General features: G+C 60.1%; 26 protein-coding genes and 1 pseudogene. 12 read left to right on the top strand and 15 right to left on the bottom strand.

Features of this window, described 5'->3' with window-relative positions; genetic code table 11:
• The first annotated feature begins 148 nt into the window (after nt 1-148).
• A complete protein-coding gene (locus H4V98_RS14435) occupies nt 149-1420 on the top strand; it encodes an integrase family protein (RefSeq protein ID WP_280757650.1) in 1272 nt (423 codons plus the stop codon).
• Between the two features lie 218 nt (nt 1421-1638).
• Here the strand turns inward: H4V98_RS14435 and H4V98_RS14430 are convergent, their stop codons facing one another.
• The 9 genes from H4V98_RS14430 to H4V98_RS14390 are packed head-to-tail and all read right to left on the bottom strand — an operon-like array spanning nt 1639 to nt 6958.
• Nucleotides 1639-2280 carry a hypothetical protein gene (locus tag H4V98_RS14430; RefSeq protein WP_280757649.1) on the bottom strand — a complete coding sequence of 214 codons (642 nt, stop codon included), beginning with the start codon at nt 2278-2280 and terminating at the stop codon, nt 1639-1641.
• Between the two features lie 48 nt (nt 2281-2328).
• A complete protein-coding gene (locus tag H4V98_RS14425) occupies nt 2329-2574 on the bottom strand; it encodes an AlpA family phage regulatory protein (RefSeq protein WP_280757648.1) in 246 nt (81 codons plus the stop codon).
• Nucleotides 2571-3053 (bottom strand): hypothetical protein, encoded by a 483-nt coding sequence (locus tag H4V98_RS14420; protein WP_280757647.1) that lies wholly within the window; start codon nt 3051-3053, stop codon nt 2571-2573. The genes H4V98_RS14425 and H4V98_RS14420 overlap by 4 nt, the downstream gene beginning before the upstream one ends.
• Complete coding sequence (locus tag H4V98_RS14415; RefSeq protein ID WP_280757646.1) at nt 3050-3520, bottom strand: hypothetical protein; 471 nt, start codon at nt 3518-3520, stop codon at nt 3050-3052. The genes H4V98_RS14420 and H4V98_RS14415 overlap by 4 nt, the downstream gene beginning before the upstream one ends.
• Before the next feature lie 8 nt (nt 3521-3528).
• Nucleotides 3529-5781, bottom strand: a complete 2253-nt coding sequence (locus H4V98_RS14410) for a ParB/RepB/Spo0J family partition protein (RefSeq protein WP_280757645.1) — start codon at nt 5779-5781, stop codon at nt 3529-3531.
• On the bottom strand, nt 5778-6125 hold the full coding sequence (locus H4V98_RS14405) for a hypothetical protein (RefSeq protein WP_280757644.1): 348 nt from the start codon (nt 6123-6125) through the stop codon (nt 5778-5780). The genes H4V98_RS14410 and H4V98_RS14405 overlap by 4 nt, the downstream gene beginning before the upstream one ends.
• Before the next feature lie 10 nt (nt 6126-6135).
• A complete protein-coding gene (locus tag H4V98_RS14400) occupies nt 6136-6492 on the bottom strand; it encodes a hypothetical protein (RefSeq protein ID WP_280757643.1) in 357 nt (118 codons plus the stop codon).
• Nucleotides 6489-6701 (bottom strand): hypothetical protein, encoded by a 213-nt coding sequence (locus H4V98_RS14395; protein ID WP_280757642.1) that lies wholly within the window; start codon nt 6699-6701, stop codon nt 6489-6491. The genes H4V98_RS14400 and H4V98_RS14395 overlap by 4 nt, the downstream gene beginning before the upstream one ends.
• On the bottom strand, nt 6698-6958 hold the full coding sequence (locus H4V98_RS14390) for a hypothetical protein (RefSeq protein ID WP_280757641.1): 261 nt from the start codon (nt 6956-6958) through the stop codon (nt 6698-6700). Before H4V98_RS14390 ends, H4V98_RS14395 begins: the two co-directional genes overlap by 4 nt.
• A gap of 56 nt (nt 6959-7014) precedes the next feature.
• Here H4V98_RS14390 and H4V98_RS14385 point away from each other — a divergent pair, with 56 nt between their 5' ends.
• The gene (locus tag H4V98_RS14385; RefSeq protein WP_280757640.1) at nt 7015-7350 is read left to right on the top strand and encodes a hypothetical protein; all 336 of its coding nucleotides are present in this window, start codon (nt 7015-7017) and stop codon (nt 7348-7350) included.
• Here H4V98_RS14385 and H4V98_RS14380 read toward each other — a convergent pair.
• From H4V98_RS14380 to H4V98_RS14355, 6 genes are all read right to left on the bottom strand, one after another.
• Entirely contained in the window at nt 7314-7796 is a 483-nt protein-coding gene (locus H4V98_RS14380) for a hypothetical protein (RefSeq protein ID WP_280757639.1), read from the bottom strand. The genes H4V98_RS14385 and H4V98_RS14380 overlap by 37 nt on opposite strands.
• A 229-nt stretch (nt 7797-8025) precedes the next feature.
• A complete protein-coding gene (locus H4V98_RS14375) occupies nt 8026-8460 on the bottom strand; it encodes a hypothetical protein (protein ID WP_280757638.1) in 435 nt (144 codons plus the stop codon).
• Complete coding sequence (locus H4V98_RS14370) at nt 8457-8867, bottom strand: helix-turn-helix transcriptional regulator (protein ID WP_280757637.1); 411 nt, start codon at nt 8865-8867, stop codon at nt 8457-8459. The genes H4V98_RS14375 and H4V98_RS14370 overlap by 4 nt, the downstream gene beginning before the upstream one ends.
• On the bottom strand, nt 8854-9264 hold the full coding sequence (locus tag H4V98_RS14365) for a hypothetical protein (RefSeq protein ID WP_280757636.1): 411 nt from the start codon (nt 9262-9264) through the stop codon (nt 8854-8856). Before H4V98_RS14365 ends, H4V98_RS14370 begins: the two co-directional genes overlap by 14 nt.
• A 205-nt stretch (nt 9265-9469) precedes the next feature.
• The gene (locus tag H4V98_RS14360) at nt 9470-10066 is read right to left on the bottom strand and encodes a hypothetical protein (RefSeq protein ID WP_280757635.1); all 597 of its coding nucleotides are present in this window, start codon (nt 10064-10066) and stop codon (nt 9470-9472) included.
• Between the two features lie 14 nt (nt 10067-10080).
• Complete coding sequence (locus H4V98_RS14355) at nt 10081-10815, bottom strand: LexA family transcriptional regulator (RefSeq protein ID WP_280757634.1); 735 nt, start codon at nt 10813-10815, stop codon at nt 10081-10083.
• On the opposite strand from H4V98_RS14355, the pseudogene H4V98_RS14350 reads away from it, so the two are divergent.
• From H4V98_RS14350 to H4V98_RS14305, 10 genes and pseudogenes are all read left to right on the top strand, one after another.
• Nucleotides 10799-10981 (top strand): annotated as a pseudogene (locus H4V98_RS14350) (Cro/CI family transcriptional regulator); the annotation flags it as partial. The gene H4V98_RS14355 and the pseudogene H4V98_RS14350 overlap by 17 nt on opposite strands.
• Before the next feature lie 27 nt (nt 10982-11008).
• Entirely contained in the window at nt 11009-11359 is a 351-nt protein-coding gene (locus H4V98_RS14345; protein WP_280757873.1) for a hypothetical protein, read from the top strand.
• Nucleotides 11360-11561: 202 nt separating this feature from the next.
• Nucleotides 11562-12035: a phage regulatory CII family protein gene (locus H4V98_RS14340; RefSeq protein ID WP_280757633.1), complete on the top strand. Its 474-nt coding sequence runs from the start codon at nt 11562-11564 to the stop codon at nt 12033-12035.
• On the top strand, nt 12032-12331 hold the full coding sequence (locus H4V98_RS14335) for a hypothetical protein (protein WP_280757632.1): 300 nt from the start codon (nt 12032-12034) through the stop codon (nt 12329-12331). The genes H4V98_RS14340 and H4V98_RS14335 overlap by 4 nt, the downstream gene beginning before the upstream one ends.
• An 82-nt stretch (nt 12332-12413) precedes the next feature.
• The gene (locus tag H4V98_RS14330; RefSeq protein WP_280757631.1) at nt 12414-15038 is read left to right on the top strand and encodes a VapE domain-containing protein; all 2625 of its coding nucleotides are present in this window, start codon (nt 12414-12416) and stop codon (nt 15036-15038) included.
• Nucleotides 15039-15060: 22 nt separating this feature from the next.
• A complete protein-coding gene (locus H4V98_RS14325; protein ID WP_280757630.1) occupies nt 15061-15252 on the top strand; it encodes a hypothetical protein in 192 nt (63 codons plus the stop codon).
• Nucleotides 15253-15475: 223 nt separating this feature from the next.
• On the top strand, nt 15476-15775 hold the full coding sequence (locus tag H4V98_RS14320) for a hypothetical protein (protein WP_280757629.1): 300 nt from the start codon (nt 15476-15478) through the stop codon (nt 15773-15775).
• Nucleotides 15775-16029 (top strand): hypothetical protein, encoded by a 255-nt coding sequence (locus H4V98_RS14315; RefSeq protein ID WP_280757628.1) that lies wholly within the window; start codon nt 15775-15777, stop codon nt 16027-16029. The genes H4V98_RS14320 and H4V98_RS14315 overlap by 1 nt, the downstream gene beginning before the upstream one ends.
• Nucleotides 16016-16399, top strand: a complete 384-nt coding sequence (locus tag H4V98_RS14310) for a hypothetical protein (RefSeq protein ID WP_280757627.1) — start codon at nt 16016-16018, stop codon at nt 16397-16399. Before H4V98_RS14315 ends, H4V98_RS14310 begins: the two co-directional genes overlap by 14 nt.
• A gap of 267 nt (nt 16400-16666) precedes the next feature.
• The gene (locus H4V98_RS14305; protein WP_280757626.1) at nt 16667-16873 is read left to right on the top strand and encodes an HNH endonuclease signature motif containing protein; all 207 of its coding nucleotides are present in this window, start codon (nt 16667-16669) and stop codon (nt 16871-16873) included.
• Nucleotides 16874-16996 lie beyond the last annotated feature (123 nt).

The following is a 16996-nucleotide window of genomic DNA, read 5'->3' as shown; positions in this document are numbered from 1 at the left end:
TTTCGTCCTGCTTCATTCAATCCTTTTCTAGCCTTGCCTAAACTTGTCTACACTCGACGGTTTAGCGTAGGAAATGGGGCTCTGATTTTTATTTGCTACGCCGTGTAGCTGCTCAGACTTCCGGGATTTCCTACGCCTGGATTATTCCATGCCGTTTGACCCACGCGCTGCCAAACTGCTGGCCGATGGTGCGCACATTATTCTCGATGAGTATCCGGGCCTGCGCCTGGTGGCGGGCAAGCATACACGCAGCTGGATCTACCGCTACAAGTCGGCCGAAGGCTTGATGCGGCAGACGATGCTGGGCCGTTGGCCAGCGATGTCGCTGATTGCCGCCGCCTCGGAGTGGGAAAAGCTGCGTGGTGCGCGCAGTGCGGGTGCCGACCCGGCTACCCAAAAGCGCGCCCAGCGCACGGCAGCCCGCCCGGCCCGGGTTGACAAAGGCTTCACGGTGCAGGCGCTGTGGGACGACTATATAAAAGGGCACATCCTGCTGCACCGAAAGCCCAAGGGCGCCGCTGAAGTGCAGCGCCTGTTCCTGCGACATGCCGACGCCATTGCTGGCCAGCAGGCTGCCGCCATCAAACGCTCTGAGGCTTTCAGTCTGCTTGAGGCAATGGCTGACAAGCCGGTCGTGGCCAGCCAGTTGCGCCAGGAGCTGGCGGGCGCCTGGGACTATGCGTTGGACGCCGGCCGGCTGCCCGATGAAACCCCGAATTGGTGGCGTCAGATCATGCGGGGGCGTCTGCGCAGCAAAGGCAAGCGCATTGCCGGCGAGCAAATCGGGGCAGTGAAGCGGTCGTTGTCAGATGCCGAGGCGGGGGAGTTGGTGCGCTGGCTACCGAACTTCAGCAAGTCGGTGCACGATGCGCTGACCCTGTACCTGTGGACTGGCACCCGTGGAGCCGAGATCATGGCCATGGAACGCGGGGAGATTTCAGAGGAGGTCGATGGCCTGTGGTGGACGATTCCCAAGGCCAAGACCAAAAATGCACGGCACGCCCTGGCTACGGACCTGCGCGTGCCACTGGTGGGCCGCGCTGAGCTGGTCGTGCGCCGGCGAATGGCCGTGCACGACGGCTATCTTTTCCCGTCCCGGACGCCTGGCCAGCCGATGCCGCAAAAAGCCGTGCAGACGACGGTGTATTACCACCAGCCCTATTCGGCCACGACGCCTGAGTCGATCCGGCCCCGGCTGACGGTGAGCCATTGGGCGCCGCACGATCTGCGCCGCACCGCTCGCACCATGCTGGCCGCGCTGGGTTGTCCGCATGACGTGGGCGAATCGGTGTTGGGCCACATGCAGCCCAACGTGTACAACCGGCACCAGTACGACCGCGAAATGCGGGAGTGGCTTACGCAGCTGTCGGCGCATTTGGAGCGGTGCGCTGCGTTGACGCTGCCCGGCGGCCAAAGCTAATTGCACTTAACTTAGGGCTATGCGTCAGTTGCTGTAGACGGCACCGCAGTTGTTGCAGCCGTAAGCGCTGCAGTCATCCCACAAGTCGTCGGATTCACAACGCTTGCAACGCCCCGTGTACGGCCCTGTTGGCTTGTGGTTCGGGTTTGTCGCGCTAGGCAACAAGTTCGGGTATTTTGTCGAATCTGTCAGCGCGTCAAAGAATGGTAGCGGCTCGCTCACAACTTCACCGCCTGCGCTTGCAGGGCTTCGTCGATGCGGGGAAGAAGATCGTCGGGTAGGTCGTCATCACGGGTGAAGCTGCAGCGCACCTCGTTGAGCAGCGCCTTCAGCGCTGCAATCTCGGTATTTTTGTCGTCCAATTCCCGGCGTAGTTCAAACTCAGCCTGTCGTGACGTAGTGAACTGACGAAGCCAGTAGTCGGCATCTTTGTCCGCTTGTACAGGCTGGGGCGCTGCGTAGAGCGCCGTTTGCTCGTAGCCGTCCTGAGGCCGCTTACACACAATGCCGCGTCCCTTGTCTTGCATTTGCTTCAGATCATTGGTATCTATCCAGCACGCCGCTAGCTGTCCCGCTTGACGCTGCGCCCTGTCAGGCAGCGCCCATAGTCTCCGGCTTATGATCCCAAAGATAGCAGCCTCTCGCTTGTCTGCTGCTGGCTGACTTTGCAGATACGCCTCAACCATGCTTGCTATGTAGAGGCTCCATGTCTCGGCGTCTTGACGCTGCGACTCGTGGGCAGCTATAACGGCACGGGCGAAGTCAAACACATAAAGGTTCAGGGCTTCTGCGCCATCGGGCTGGGTCTTGAGCTTGAAGCCGTTGGCAAGCGCCAGGGCGGTGACTTGTTCATTGTTCACTTGAAATTCCTCGGGTTGGTTGTTAAACATAATGACAATCGCCGAAGATCAGGGCCGGGCAGGCGCGGCCCGGCGGTTAGTGTTGGGTGGTGGCAGCTGGGTGGAAACCGGTCGGGATTCCACCCACGCTTCGAGTTCGCGCACCAGCCAGCCGACGCGCCTGCCTGCCAGTTGGCGCGGCTTCGGGAAGTCGCCTTGTCGGACCAGCGATTCAAGCGTCGAGACCGACAGGCCAAGGAAGTCGGCCACGTCTTCCTGCTTCAGGGCCACGGGACGGATTTTCAAAGCGGTCATGATTTTTTCCGTTTCTTGTTTTGATTTGCCGGCAGCCGGCCGGTCGTGCGCAGTGCGCGCATCTGCTCGACGCTCCAGCGCCCGGCGGCATCAGCAATGCCGTGGCGGTCCAGTTCGATCAAGCTGTCCATCACGCTGGCAGCAGCCCGGGCAATGGCCAGCTCCTGAGCATTGAAGCCGGCGCGGCCGGTAGTCCGCAGGCGGGCAATCACGCCCTCGTAGCACTCGATTTGCTGGTTCATCGCGTGAATGGCGTCGTCAGTGAAATCCAAGCCATCCGCGATCAGCAACCGCATCATTTGCGTGTACGTGAAGCCGGTTTCGATCCAGTCCCAAAGTGTCTCGGCCGTAGCCGTGCCGTTAGTGAATGCAGTGATCAGATCCCAGTGGATGACTTGGCACAGTATCTGGCGCGATGGCGCCAGCTTGGGGCGCCAGAACTTGGGCAGTGCTTGCCATGCCAAGCGTTGGGCGTTCATTGCTCGCACCCCCGGCCGATGGCGCCCTTGTCACCCCGTGCTGTGAATTTCTCCCAGTGAACCCAGCCTTTAGGGCAGTGGAAGCCCCACTCCCGGTAGCGCGGACCAGTGATGAACAGCGTCCAGCAGGTTCCATCGGTCAACTCGACGCGGTGAGGTGCCCCGCCGAAGCGGAACTTCACGGCACCAGCGCGGCAGTCCTTGAAGTGGGTGCAGTTCACACCCGTCATTTCAGTGAAGTGCCTGACGAAAAACCACTCCCGGTAGCCGCCTTGGAGCAGGATGCTGACATTGAACAGCCAGGGATGGTCATGCAACGCCCGGTCATCGTCACTTCGCAGGAACTGGTGGACGTAGACATTGAAAAACCGGTTGCGCGGAATGAGCCACCAGCGCCGCAAGTACGGATCTTGACTGCCACCGATTACGAAATCCGGCGATCGAGCCTGTGCTCTGCGAAGAATCATTTCTTTGATCATGCTGCCACCCACTCCAGTTCACTTGCGTCAAAGCTGGCAATGCCGCCGCTGCGGCCCCGGAACGTCACGTCAAAGGCCGCGCCGACTTTGCCTGTGACCGTGCCCGTCTTGCCGATCCACTTGGTGTAGCGGATCGACACGTTGCCCAGCACCTTGACGCGCGAGCCGATGCCCACCACGCCGACTGGCAGCGTGCCTTGAATTGGCCCGTCCTTTTTGATTTGCAGGCCCTCTTCAGGCACCGGCGCACTTTCAGCCAAGGGCGCGTCCGGGCAGGGCACCTGCCCGGCTTCAATGTCTTGCATCGCCTCGGCGATGCCTGATATTGCCTCCTGAGCTGAAAGCTTTGGCTTGCGCAGCGGGGCCGGTTTCGCCAGGGCCTTGGCTGGGGCCTTCCCCGTACCCGCGCCAGCGACGGGCGCAAGCGCTGGCTGCGCCAGCGGGGCGGTCGTGGGAAGCGGTTTTGGCGGTTTCAGCTGCGCTTTCAGGGCGGCAATTTCACCGGCAATGCGCGCTTTCACGTCCTTTGCCACTTTCGTACGCAGGCCGGGCAGGTCGATGCACAGGCCTGCGGCGGCTACTGCAAACAACGCCGTTGGGTTTTTTTCCTGCAGCTGGTAGGGCAAGTCCCGGTCGTCGCGCAGCATGTACAGCATGGCCGCCTGGAAGATGGCCGCGCTGTCTGACGATTGCAAGCGCAGCCGAACGGATTCTTCGCGCAGGGATTCAGGCTGGTTGGTGTCAAGCGTCAGCTGCAGCGCTTCGGCGATGTGTTCCGCAGGGTGGTCGTCGACTTGGTGACTTAGCCAGGTGCGCAGAAAACTGCATGTGATGAGCTGACGCGCCGATGCGCCCGTGGGCGTGCTGCGAACCTTGCTGGCAATCGTGTCGTAAGCCGCTGCCCGGAATTCCTTTTCCGTTTCGCGCTCGATGCCCTTCTTGAGCAGTTCGATCTCCAGCTCGGCCTTGTCGACCTTTGCCTGGGGTTCGATGACCACCTTGACCAACCCACGCGCCAGCAACACGCCTTCGGCTTCCTGCGTTGGCACGGCTTCGATCAGCTGCAGCGTCCACGGGTTTTCGATCAAGACCGCGCCTTCGAAATCCTTGCCCAGCAGGCTGTCCAGGCGCTGGCCATCGGCGTCGGCGCGCACCTGGCTGAGCGGGCTGTAACCGTTCAGCGTGCTGCTTTTCTCGTAGCAGATGGATTTGGCTTCCGATCCGCTGATCAGGCGCATGCCCTTGGCTTCGGCCCGGGCCAGGTTGCGCAGCTGGTGCGCCTCGGATTTGGCGTTGTAGCAGGGCGGGTCTGTGCAAATATCGGCGCTGGCCACATCGGCAAAGATGTCGGGACTCGCACCCGTGCGCTTGGGGCAGTCCTTGCAGCTGCCGGCCGCTTCCACCAGCCGTGCGTCGGTGATTTGAAACGGCGCGCGCTCCAGCGGCAGCATGACGTTTTGCTGCAGCCACACTTGCAGCGCGCGCGTGCTGGGCCGGTCGTTCTGGCTGGCGCCGGTGCTGGCAAAGTTCAGGGCTTTGAGTTGCAGCTTGCCGTCGGGGACGCGCGCAATCAACAGCCCAGCGCTGGTGTCGATGCGGCCTTCGCGCAGGGCGGTCTGGCATTCAAAGCACAGGTCAAGCAGCTTGAGCCGGGCATAGACGTAGCTGCGGCTCTTGCCGATCTTGGCGCCCACCTGTTCAGCGCTCAAGCTGCTGTGGCGCATCAGCCGGTCATAGCCCTCGGCCTCTTCCAAATCGCTCAGGTCGTCGCGCTGCAGGTTTTCAATGATCTGCACTTCCAGCACATCGCCGTCGGCCATGGCGCGCACCATGGCCGGAATGTTGGTCAGCCCAGCCAGCTGGCAGGCGCGAAAGCGGCGTTCGCCAGCCACGATCTCATATTGAACATGCCGGTCTGTATCAGCCACCCGTGCGCCGGGCAGCGGCCGCACCAGGATGGGCTGGTGCACGCCGCTGGTCCGGATGCTGTCAGCCAGTTCCTGCAGCTTGGCGGGGTTGAACGAGGTGCGCGGGTTGGTCAGGCTGGCCACGAGCTGGCGCAGCGGGATGTGTGCGAAGGCTTCGGCGACCATAGCGAGCGCTTGCTCAGCATGGTCGTCTGCCTCCCTGTCGGGCTGGTCGACGGTGGTGTCGGCCGCACTCCATACCCTTTGGTAGCTGCCATGGACGCCGCTGGCCGGGTCCACCTGGGGTAACTCTGCGCCGCTGTCGCTTGAATACTCTTTCATGTGGTGCTCCTGGATTCGTCAAGAAGGTTGCCCGACAAGTCCGTGATGCGGCCGTCGGGATAGCGCAGGCGGTTGCCGCTGCGGCTGGGCAGCGCGTGCACCTGCTCGGTGCCGGGGCGGCCGGCGTAGGGTTTGAGTTCGGCGCCGTCGTAGCCTTCGGGCGTGTAGTTGCTGAAGGCCATCAGCCGGGGCGTGGCGCGCACATTAGCGGCTCGGGCGATGGCTGATGCGCGGCGATCGGCCTTGAGCGCCGACAGCGCGGACTCGGCCGGCGTTTGCACTTTGAGCCGGGCCGGGCGCAGGATGTGCGCCGGGGCAGTATGGGGTTTGGTGGTGGTTTTCATAGCTATGCTTTCAGTAGCTGCTTGCGCCCGTGGGAACTTCGCAAAGTGCCGTTTTGGTGCTGATTTCACGCGCCAGCAAAAAGAACTCTTTGAACAGCCGTCCGGCGCCGGTGTCAAAGGGGTAGGGGCAGGCGGCATTGATGTCGCTGTACTGCAGCGCCGCGGCGTTGGCTTCGCGCTCGATGCGCGAAATCGGGATGATCGTTTCCATTTTCTTTTCGTAGTAGGTAGCGCACTGGTCGATGATTCGGGCGCGCGTGGGGTGCGCCATGGCCGCTTCAAAGCTCCAGCCCGGCCAGTGCAGCGTTGTGAAAGCCAGGCGCCGGTACACGGTGGGCACGGGCGCGTCATGGGGCCGGGTGGTCACAGGCTGGCGTACAAGATGACCGACACGATGAAAACCAGCAGCGCGATGCCCTGCAGCAGCATCAGGCCGGTGTCATCTAAAAAGTCGTCAATGGCGTCGCTGTTGTCGCTGTTGTCGGTGTTCCGGGGCGTGGCGGTGAGCCCGGCCAGGCGCGCCAGGCGCACGGGGCAGTCGTCGCCCTGGCGGCAGTCGTGGGTGCAGCATTTCATGGCCTGCCTCCTTGCGCCATCACAGTGGGGCGTTGGGGCAGGCGGCACACCAGGTGGCCTTCGCCCGTCCAGACCGGCGTGCGGCCCAGCGCTGCGCACTTGGACGCGCCGCCATCGGCCAGCGCCGCGGCATAGGCCGCGTCGTCGGCCACGTCTTGCGCGGCCTGCAGCTCGCCCGGGCCGTCCATCAGCGCACCGATGATGAGCAGGGCAATGGCAACAAGTGCGACGGCCATGAATTTGGTGACGGGGTTCATGCGGCACCTTTCGACAAGTGAGACAAAATCGGCTCTTTAAACTCAAGGGTGGAACCATGGATTTTTTTGCTGAAAAGGCGCATCAAATCAGCGATGACGGTTTGACGGCCTTTGGCATCGGCCTGCTTACGCGTTATGGCAAGGCAGACGAGATGGCTGAAATGCTGACCTTTGCGCGCTTGGCTGCAGCAAAGGGCCTTCACGAGCTGGTTAAAGAGGTTTTTTACGACAGCCAAGCCAACTTGTGCACCATTGAGTTGTTCGATGACAGCTTGTATCTGTCCGCGCAGGGTCTGGCGTTGCGCGACTGCGCAGCCCAAAGCCTTCGGCAGTTCCAGTGGGATGGCGCGGTGCATCATGGCGCTGGCCTGTTAGGTAGCGCGGATTCCTGAGTCTGCAACTGAGCCCAGGCCAGCTGCACGATTTCTTCCATGTAAGGACCTAGCCGGGTTGCAGTGACTTGGCGCTCAAGGCTCAGGCGCTCCGGGTTTGCGCGAATCGCCGGATCGGCAAGGTCTTGGGCTGCCCATTTCAAATAGGCTTTCCAGGCCTTTGGTTTAGGGTCTAGGGTGGCAGGCCGTACATAACCCCAGACGCGCGCACCGCCGATTGTTTTCTTGACGCGTTGCCAGCCTGCGCGATCCAGCCAGAAGCGGATTCGGGCCTCAAAGGCTGGGGACGATGTGTGGGGGTTGACGCCCAGATCGCCAATGATCTGGCCGATGGTGGCAAATTCGCCGCACTGACGAATGACAGATTCAATCCTTGCGGCCGTGATGGTTGGACAGTTATCAGTACAGACGTGTGCACGGTCAAGCGTTGCTGACGGGGAAGGCATGTTTCACTCCTTTGCCGCCGGGAATTGGCGGGATAGGTGAATTATCACGATAGTGATTTATTTAGTCAACACAAACGTGATATTAATTTCTGTTATTGAAAACTCTTGCCCTAAGCGGTCGCGCGATTTCAGATACCCGACGAAAAAAACCGCCTCATGGGGCGGCTTAAAAAAGGTTGGCGTTAAAAAGCCCGCTAGGGGCGGGCTGGTGCAGAGGCTGTGCAAATCATCAGGGCCCAGGCAGTGGTTCGGCTGGGGGGGTAGGGCGTAACACCGACAGGCCCAATACAAGCGAACCATACGGCTGGCGGCTGGTCAGCCAAGCAACAGACTCTCGGATGGCGCCATAAAGCACACTGTTTGCGGTGATATACACACCGCGCAAAGCCTCATTTTCTTCCAGTGTGTCATCTACTGACAGGACGGCCAGGCATTCCATGTTGATTTGGTAAGGTTGCGAGTTGTCTGCTGCCGCATTCAGCTCTGCCCGCATGAGGGCGCTGTAGCGCCTGTCGGGCCCTTCAAGCTTGGTAACTGTGAGTGAATTGACTGGGCCGGTGGCCACCATGCCTGGTTGCGGAACATGTCCAGGAAGCGAAATTACGATGCAGCGTGTGAAAAGGACCTGTTCCAAAGAGATGGGGTGTGGCGCTTCCTGCGTCATGCCGCGACTTTCCATTTATAGTCATCGTGGTTAGCGGCGGCTGGAAATGTATACACCGTGGCGCTTTGCATCGTCTTGTGGTTTTGTGGGACGGGGGGAATTTTGGAAAGGTCCCAATGCCCGGCCTGGGCTGCACTGTCAACAATTTGGATGTCGAGCTGGCCGCCAGTCGCTCGCGCCAGTTTGACCATGGTTTCGATAGTCATGTTGGTGTCGCCGCGAAATATTTTGGTGATGTAGGCCGCACTGGTGCCAATCTTCTTCGCAATGGCCGCATAGGTGAAACCGCCAGATCGGCGCTGTTTCTCAACAGCCAGAGAAAAATCAAGCTTGGCCTTTTCTACCCAGTAAGAGTCCGTTTTTTTGGCCTCTTCAAGAAAAGCGCGGATGCCTTTACTCATCTTCATCGTGAATTACCTCTATGGTGTTGGCGGCGGCTGCCGCAATGTATGTTTTACGAAATATGGCGGCCTTGGCAACAGCGGCCTTGTCTGCCTTTTGACCTTTTTTGAGTACGCCAGCCGTGCAAACGGCTATCTGATTTCTTTCACCCTTAAAGAAAAAAAGTCTAAGGTCGCCTTTGATGAATTCATAAATCTTTTCATTTTTATTGGCTTCATGAACCCATCCCGATGGAATGTCAGCCAGCCCTCTTTGCGCAACATGGCCCAGCATGTACTGAAGACCGACCCTTGCTTTCAAGTTGTCCTCGCCGTCATTGATGAATGCATCGGCCGGACAATCGTTGCCATCCATCACGGCGACAATCTGGAAAAGGTCTTCAAACAAGAGTTTTACACGCACGAATATTAACCTATGAGTTAACTTTGTCAATGACAAGGGGATTAACAGTGCGCTTTATGTGGCACCCGTTGCCTGCTGCTGTGGCAGGGCAGGGAAGTTGATCCTTGAACAGGACATTGGCCCTCTGGCTGTGCTGGATGCGGGCTTTTGCAGTCATCGGCAGCAGGCCTAGGAAGAACAGCGCGAGGGTCACAAAAGGCCCTGCTCAACGATTTCCATTAAGAGTTTCCGGGACGGCCGGCCACGCATTGACCGGTTCGGACTTAACAACAGCGGCCTTGGGTGGTGCGGTTTTTGCCGCTGCCGGCCTTGCTGGCTTTGGCGCTGCCCAATCAAGCGGGCTGGCGCTATGAAACTCCAGTACTGGGGCCCCTGATTGGTACATCGTCACTTGAACAAGAATAGTTTTGGCTTTTTTGGCCGCTTCGATGAAACGAGATGCCCCTTTCAAAAAGATAACTTTTGGATCGTTGTCTTCTGACCCGTTCGCCTCGAATTTCATTGGAGGCTTGTCGTCGAAGCGGACTGTGACGCTGCATCCAGCGTAGGAGCGACAAAGAATCTGGCCCTTATCGACATAAAAAATGACATTCAGGCCATAAGAGGGATGTTGGCGCACCAAAATATTGCCAAAGTTCTTTCCCTGATAAGGAAAGGCCAGGCTCAGGGAGTTATTGCTTTCGATGCTGGCGGTGCTTGTTTTCTTGCCGGTCATCTTGTCGGTGCTGTCGTCATAAACCCAGCCAGCGCTTGCGCTCGCACAGACCAGCATGGCGACTATGACGGTGGAGATTTTTTTCAAGGGTGATCCTGCTGTCAGTTGGGAACGATGGAAATTACCTTGTCCATGCGCATGATGTTCTCCACCGGCTCAGTGATCTTTTCGTAGCCAGCGCTGATGGATTCCAGGCATACCATGCCATCGCGGCGCCACAGGAGACGCTTCAGCGCCTTGCGTTCGTTGGTGAAATAGATGACACAAAGATCGGGCGGCTCTGCAGGCCGGCAGGGCGATGCCACCACGTCCCACCCCGCCATGATCGTCGGCTCCATGCTGCTGCCGCGCACCTTGACGGCATAAGCCTGCTCGTCATTCAAGGTGGATGCATAGGGAATGGGATCAGGGTCCTGGCCCGTAGGCGCTGATACGTAATCTTCAATGAATCCATTGTCACCACCTTGCACAATGCCTACGCGAAAAGCCAGTTTCAATACAGCTTTTCTTGGCCCATCCGTTAATTCGTTAGATAAGAGATCTCGCGGGCCTTTGCCGCTCTTAAGCCATTCTGCTTGGACATTAGCTGCGCGGGCGATGGCTAAAAGTTCTCGAGGACTTTTACGCAAGCCACTTTCAATGTTGGCAACTGTTCCTTGGGTAACGCCAGCAGCGTTTGCCAATTCACCCTGTGTTAGTCCAGCTTTTTCGCGAGCGGACTTTAAACGTTCTGCAATAGTAATCACTTGTGTGATTGAGCCAGAAAACTTAAACACGTTGGTGGTTGATTGAATATCACGAATGTGATTTAATGTACGGATGGATGCATTAAACAAAGCAATTTCAATCGTTGGCGGTCAGCGAGCCCTTGGCGAAGCCATAGGCCTTGGGCAGACGGCTGTGGCTAACTGGATAAAACGTGGTGGGCTTGTGCCTATCGAGCATTGCATGCCGATCGAGAGAGCCACAAACGGCGAAGTGACTCGTCGCATGCTTAGGCCTGGCGATTGGCAAAAGCACTGGCCGGAATTGGCTCAACCGCAAGCAGGGCATGCGCCAATAGCTATTGAAACCGTAGCAGACGCGCATGCCGCCATCAAACACGTCGAGGCCGTAGCAGTGGCGGCGATTCGGCAGGAAGTGGGTCAGGCCGCAGCTGAAATCAAGCACGTGGCCGAAGAACTGCTCAAGGACGATGAACCCTGGGATGGTGCCACTGATCGCCGTAAGGCCGATGAATTGTGGGACGGCAAGTCCGAGCGCCGCAAGCTCGATGCGCCCATTGACCGGCGCGTGTCGCCCGCATCTGTCGCCCGGGCTGACTGGCTGCGCACACAGACTTCTGTCAAGGGTCACGACATCACAGGTGCAGGTACTTAAACCATGCTTTTCACTTCGCGCCGCCACGGTCTGCCATGCGGCCCGATGGGCCACTCCCCCCAACTTCAAACGGTTGCCGCACACGGGCCGGTGTGCGGTGTTCCGCAGGGCAGGGCGGCGCGGGGTTTTTCTTTTTGTGCTCATGGCTGCAGTGTCAATCGGCGCGTTCAGTTTGTCTTTAACAACAAAACAGGGGTTTGACATGAGCGTCATGGATATGGCACTGAATGTGGCCGAAGACTTTCCAGGCGGCGCTTCAGCGCTGGCCCGTGCGATTGACAAAAACCACTGGACGTTTTTGCATGAGCTGAACGAAACCGGGACTGCCAAGCTGGGCCTGAAGACGGCGCTGAAGATGACGCGCCGCACGGGTGACCTGCGCATCTTGCTGGCCTTTGCGGCCGAATTCGGGCAGATGTGCCTGCCGCTGCCTGAAAGCCTGCAGGAAAGTGGCGACGAATGCATGTCGGCGCTGTCGGCTGTGGTGCGTGAGTCGGGCGATGTGTGCCAGGAGTTGTGCAAGGCGCTGGGCATGGACGGCGACATCAATGACAACGAGTTGGCCAACATTCAGCGTGAAGGCGGCGAGCTGATGGCGGCGCTGCAAAAGTTGCTGGTGACGGCGCAATGCCGCAACTTGGCAGGCAAGCTCAAACGCATTGGCGGTGCAGCATGAGACCGCTCAGTGAAGTTTCACAGGCGTTGCTGAACACGGCCAATCGGCTGTCGACCGCTGGGCGGGCGGTGACGCTGGCCGAACTGGCGGCCGGGGCCTGCGTGGGTCGGCAGGCGGCGACGGTGACGGTGAAGAACCTGCGCCGGTCAGGCCACTTGAAGATCGTGGGCCTGCGCCGGGTCAGCTACCGCAACCGGCCGGTGGCGGAATATGCACCGGCGCTAGTGTGTGCCGCAGACGTGAGCGCATCGCCCGGGGTGGACCTGGGCCTTTGTCTGCAAGCCTGGGCGCGGTAAACCCCATGCCTTTTTCGCAAACCCCGGTGGTGGAGCTGCCGGTTTGGATCACTGCCCCCTGCTGCCTTGAAGGATGCCTGCCATGACCCCCCGTGACCCTTTGCCGCCCATTAACTTTGCCGCCCTGGCCGATGCGCTGCTGGCCAGAGCCGACACGCTGGTGCCGATGTGGCTGCCCGGCGGTGTGCAGCGCGGCCATGAATACGTGTGCGGCTCGGTGCAGGGCGGCGCGGGCACGAGCTGCGCAGTGAACCTGACGTCGGGCAAGTGGGCCGACTTTGCGTCAGGCGAGCAGGGCAAGGACCTGGTGGGCCTGTACGCGGCTTGCCATGACCTGAGTATGGGCAAGGCGGCGCTTCAGGTGGCCCGCGAAGAAGGCCTGGAAGACGTGGCGGGCGTGCAGCCCGTTCGCAGTGGTACAGACGTTCCCAAGCGTGAACCACGGCCTGTACCAGTCGCTGTGCCGCGCCAGGCTGAGCCCGAGGGCTGGCAGACCTTGGTTCCGGTGCCTGGCTACGCACCGGCTGCCACGTTCAAACACCAGTTCCGTTTGCCGGGCGACATTGAGCACACGGCCACTTACCGGATGGATGGCGAACTGCTGGGCTACGTGGTGCGCTTTCGCACCAGTGACGGCGGCAAGGAAACACTGCCGCACACCTTCTGCACCAGTGCCAAGGACGGCGCAAGCCGCTGGAACTGGAAGCAATGGGACGAACCCCGGCCACTGTTTGTGCCAGCGGCCACCATGCCGGAGGGCCGCACGGTGGTGCTGGTCGAGGGCGAGAAGAAAGCCGAGGCGCTGCATGCGCTGCTCGAAGCCAGCGTGCCGGGCGTGTACCTGGTGGTGAGCTGGCCAGGCGGCTGCAAGGCATGGAAGAAGGCGCTGTGGGACTGGCTCAAAGGCTGCACGGTGCTGCTGTGGCCTGACTGCGACGCCAAGCACGAGCCGCTGACCGCTGCCGAACGCAAGGAATTCACTGAAGAGCTGGCGCGCACCATTGCACAAGCGGCCAAGCCGATGCTGCCAGCCTACAAGCAGCCGGGCATGGCGGCGATGCTGGGCATTGGCGCGATGCTGCGCGCCGACCATGCCTGTGCGGTGCAGCTGCTGCCGATTCCTGCGCCTGGCGCGGTAATAGACGGCTGGGACTGCGCCGACGCGATCAACACCGATGGCTGGGACGCCGACAAAGTGCTGGCCTTCTTTGGCAGGGCCCATGCGCTGCCGGGAGATGCCGATGCAGACGTGGGCACGGCGGCGGCTGGTGGCGGTGGAGTAAAAAAAATCGACGCCCCCGTTGGCACGGGTGACAGTGGTATGGACGCGGGTGGCGAAGGCTTCACGATGATCAACGGCAAGCCGATTCCGGGTTGGCTGCTGCCGTACTACGACAAGGTGAACAAGCGCTGGCTGGCCAGCCGCAAGATGGTGATCTTGATCCTGGAACGTGACCCGGCCCTGGAGCCGGTGCTGGCGTACAACGAACTCAGCAACAACGTGCAAAGCCGTGTGCTGTGGCCCTGGCCGCATTCGCAGGTGGGCGACGTGACGGACGCGGTGGACCTGCTGCTGGGCAAGTACCTGACGGACTGCTACGGCCTGCCGAGCGTGTCGCGCGCGGCGCTGATGGAAGCGATTCAGACGGTGGCGCACACGCGCCGGTTCCACCCGATCCGCGAAGAGCTGGCCGCGTTGGAGTGGGATGGCAAGAAGCGCATCGACAAGTGGCTGGTGCATGTACTGGGCGAAGCACCCGACAAGCTGAGCCCGGCCATGCTGGAGTACTTCCAGATCGTGGGCCGCTGCTGGCTGCTGGGCATGGTGAACCGGGTCATGCAGCCGGGCTGCAAGTTTGACTATTGCCCAGTGCTTGAAGGCGTAGGCGGCCTGCGCAAATCGACCATGGTGGAGATTTTGGGCGGCTCGAAGTATTACAGCGACACGCCGTTCGAGGTGGGCCGTGGCAAGGAAGCGCAGGAACAGGTGCAGGGCCTGTGGGTGTATGAGATTGCCGAAATGACGCACTTCAGCAAGTCCGAAGTCGGTGCCATCAAGGCGTTCATCTCGTCGAAGGTGGACCGGTACCGGGTGGCCTACGGCTCGACTGTGGGCAGCTTTGCGCGGCAATGCCTGCTGGTCGGCACTACGAATGAAAACACGTACCTGCGCGACCGAACGGGCAACCGACGCTTCTGGCCGGTACCGGTCAAGCATGTGATCAATACGGAGTGGCTGGTGAAGTACCGGGACCAACTGCTGGCCGAAGCCTATGCGATGTACCTGGAAGGCACGGCTTTTACGCCAACGCCTGACCAGGAGCGCCGGCTGTTCGAGCCCATGCAGGAAAGCCGGCTGGTGGAAACGGCCGTGGTCAGCGAACTGCTGCACCTGCTGACACGAGAAACCCAGGCGTCGGGCATTGGCGCCATCGTCAACAACCTGACCAGCTTTGTCACGATTGCGCAACTCACGCTGGCCTTGGGCATCGATGCGGCCAAGAGCAGCCCGGCGCTGGAAGCGCAGATTCGCGGCTGGCTGGACCATGAAGGCTGGGATCGGGTCAAAAAACAGATCAATGGCGCGCGGGCCTGGGGATACACCCGGCCGTCGAACTGGCCGCCGCAAGACGAAGAGATTGACATGACGGCCATGCCGGTCGTACCGCCATCGGTTGAAGACATTGCCGACGATGAGCCGTTCTAACGCTATTGGATAAATGCAAGCCATGCTGGTTTCAATCACAAGGACGGTGACGATGCGCCATGACCCGAAGACGGTCATAGCGCAGCAAACGCGCCGTGCTGCAAGCACTGGGGGAGGCGTGATTCGCGCCAGTGCGCCCGAAGGGCTGGGAGGTGCGCTGCATCCCCATTGCGGTGCGGTTGCGGGGAAGTCACTGCACGCGCCCATGACCTAGCCAGTGTCCAGGTGTCCAGGCGTCCAGCGGTTTGCATTGATGCCGCCGGCAGCCCTCTCTTCCCAGTTTCTGGGGGTTGAAGCTGCTGCATTGCCACCTGGATTTCCAAGCCTGTGTCCTTTGCCTTGATTTAAGGCGGGCAGGCACAGGCAGGCACCCATCCACGCTCGCGCTCGCGGGCATCGCACTTCACTTATTTACTCTATAGAAAAGGTTGGACAGTATGGACACTAAGACAGCAAAAGTGGATGTGAATGCCAAGATCGAGGAGATCAAGCAGTTCATGCCCGAGACATACAAGGCCATCAGGTCGAAGTCGGTGGAAATCGGCAATGTGGCCTTCGAGCTGGTGCGCAAGGGCCTGCGCGGCGAGCCAAACTGCTTTTATGCTTTTGAAGGTGGCCGGGTTGTGGGCACGCCTTTTGCCGTCGGTCCGCTGCCTGACCACGTAGCCCGGCTGATGGTGGAGTTTGGCTTCGCGTTTGTCTGCATCTTTAATTCGCCTGAACAGGGAGCTGCTTGATGAATAACTCCAGCCTAGAAATGAACGCTGTGGATCTTCCCGACGGCGTCACGCTGGTAGGCGAGCTACAGCGGGTGACGTACCAGCCGGGCGACACGTTTGTTTTCATGAGCCCATTGCGTTTAAGTGGGGATCAGTGTTCATTCATTAAGGCGATGTTTAGTCAGGTGCTGCCGGGTTGCCGCGTCATGGTTTTGGATTCAGGCAGTCGCTTGGGTCTGCTTTCCAAGGATGAGACTCATGGCGCGCATTGAATGGGTCAAGCAGCGGCTGCACAACTGGGCGCTGTACAAGGAACGCGAGAGCGGCGGCGGCCTGGGCTTTGCCACGCAGTCGGTGCTGCTGGCCGAACCCAGCAGCGGCTACCGGGAAAGCATCATCCCGATTGACGATGTGGACGCTGACCTGACCGACCGTGCGGTTCAAGCGCTGCGCCCGGTGCGCGAGCATCTGTACCTGACGCTGTGCTGCATCTACCTGCGAGACATGGGCATCAAGGGTACGGCACGGCATACCTGTAAGGCCGAATCCACCGTGCATGCGCATTTGGATCAGGCAGACATTGCGCTGTCGGCATGGTTTGGCGAGCGGGCAGAGGCGAAGAAAAAGAGTTTTACACCATAGAGCTTTCCTGTACATTTCAGGCAAGCTGGTCGCAAGGTGTCTCCACCCACTTTGCAATCAGATCAAGACCCCGACAGGCTATCCGCTTGCCGGGGTTTTTCTTTGGGCAAATCAATCATGGCAAAAGCAGCACCGAAACCTTGTGGTCATCCCGGGTGCGGTGTGCTGGTGCGTGACGGCACCAGTCGGTGTCCACGCCATCCGTCAGCGGTGTGGGCAAAGAAGCCAACGGCGACCAAGCGCGTCACGGGAAGGCGGTTGCAGGCCATGCGCGCTGATTTGTTTCAGCGCCATCCCTTATGTGTCGAGTGCCAGCGCCTGGGCCGTGTGACTCTGGCCACGCAGCGCGATCACATCAAGCCACTGGCTGAGGGCGGCCTTGACGACAGCGACAACGAGCAGGGCCTGTGTGTGCCCTGCCATGAGGGCAAGAGCCTGGCAGAAGCCCTTCGAGGTCGGCGACTGGCAGGGTAGGGGGCGGGTCAAAAGTCTGAGGTGTCCGCACCGGAAACCGGACGCTTCCCTCTTTTTTTACGCGCGCAGGTTTAGGGGGGAGGGGTACTCCCGATTGTCGAATATGGCTTTTGAGCTATCAAT

The organism is Polaromonas sp. CG_23.6, from assembly GCF_029892315.1.
In the GTDB taxonomy this organism is placed as follows: domain Bacteria; phylum Pseudomonadota; class Gammaproteobacteria; order Burkholderiales; family Burkholderiaceae_C; genus Polaromonas.
The sequence above is the reverse complement of the archived record's forward strand: the minus strand, read 5'-3'. Positions and strand labels throughout refer to the sequence as shown.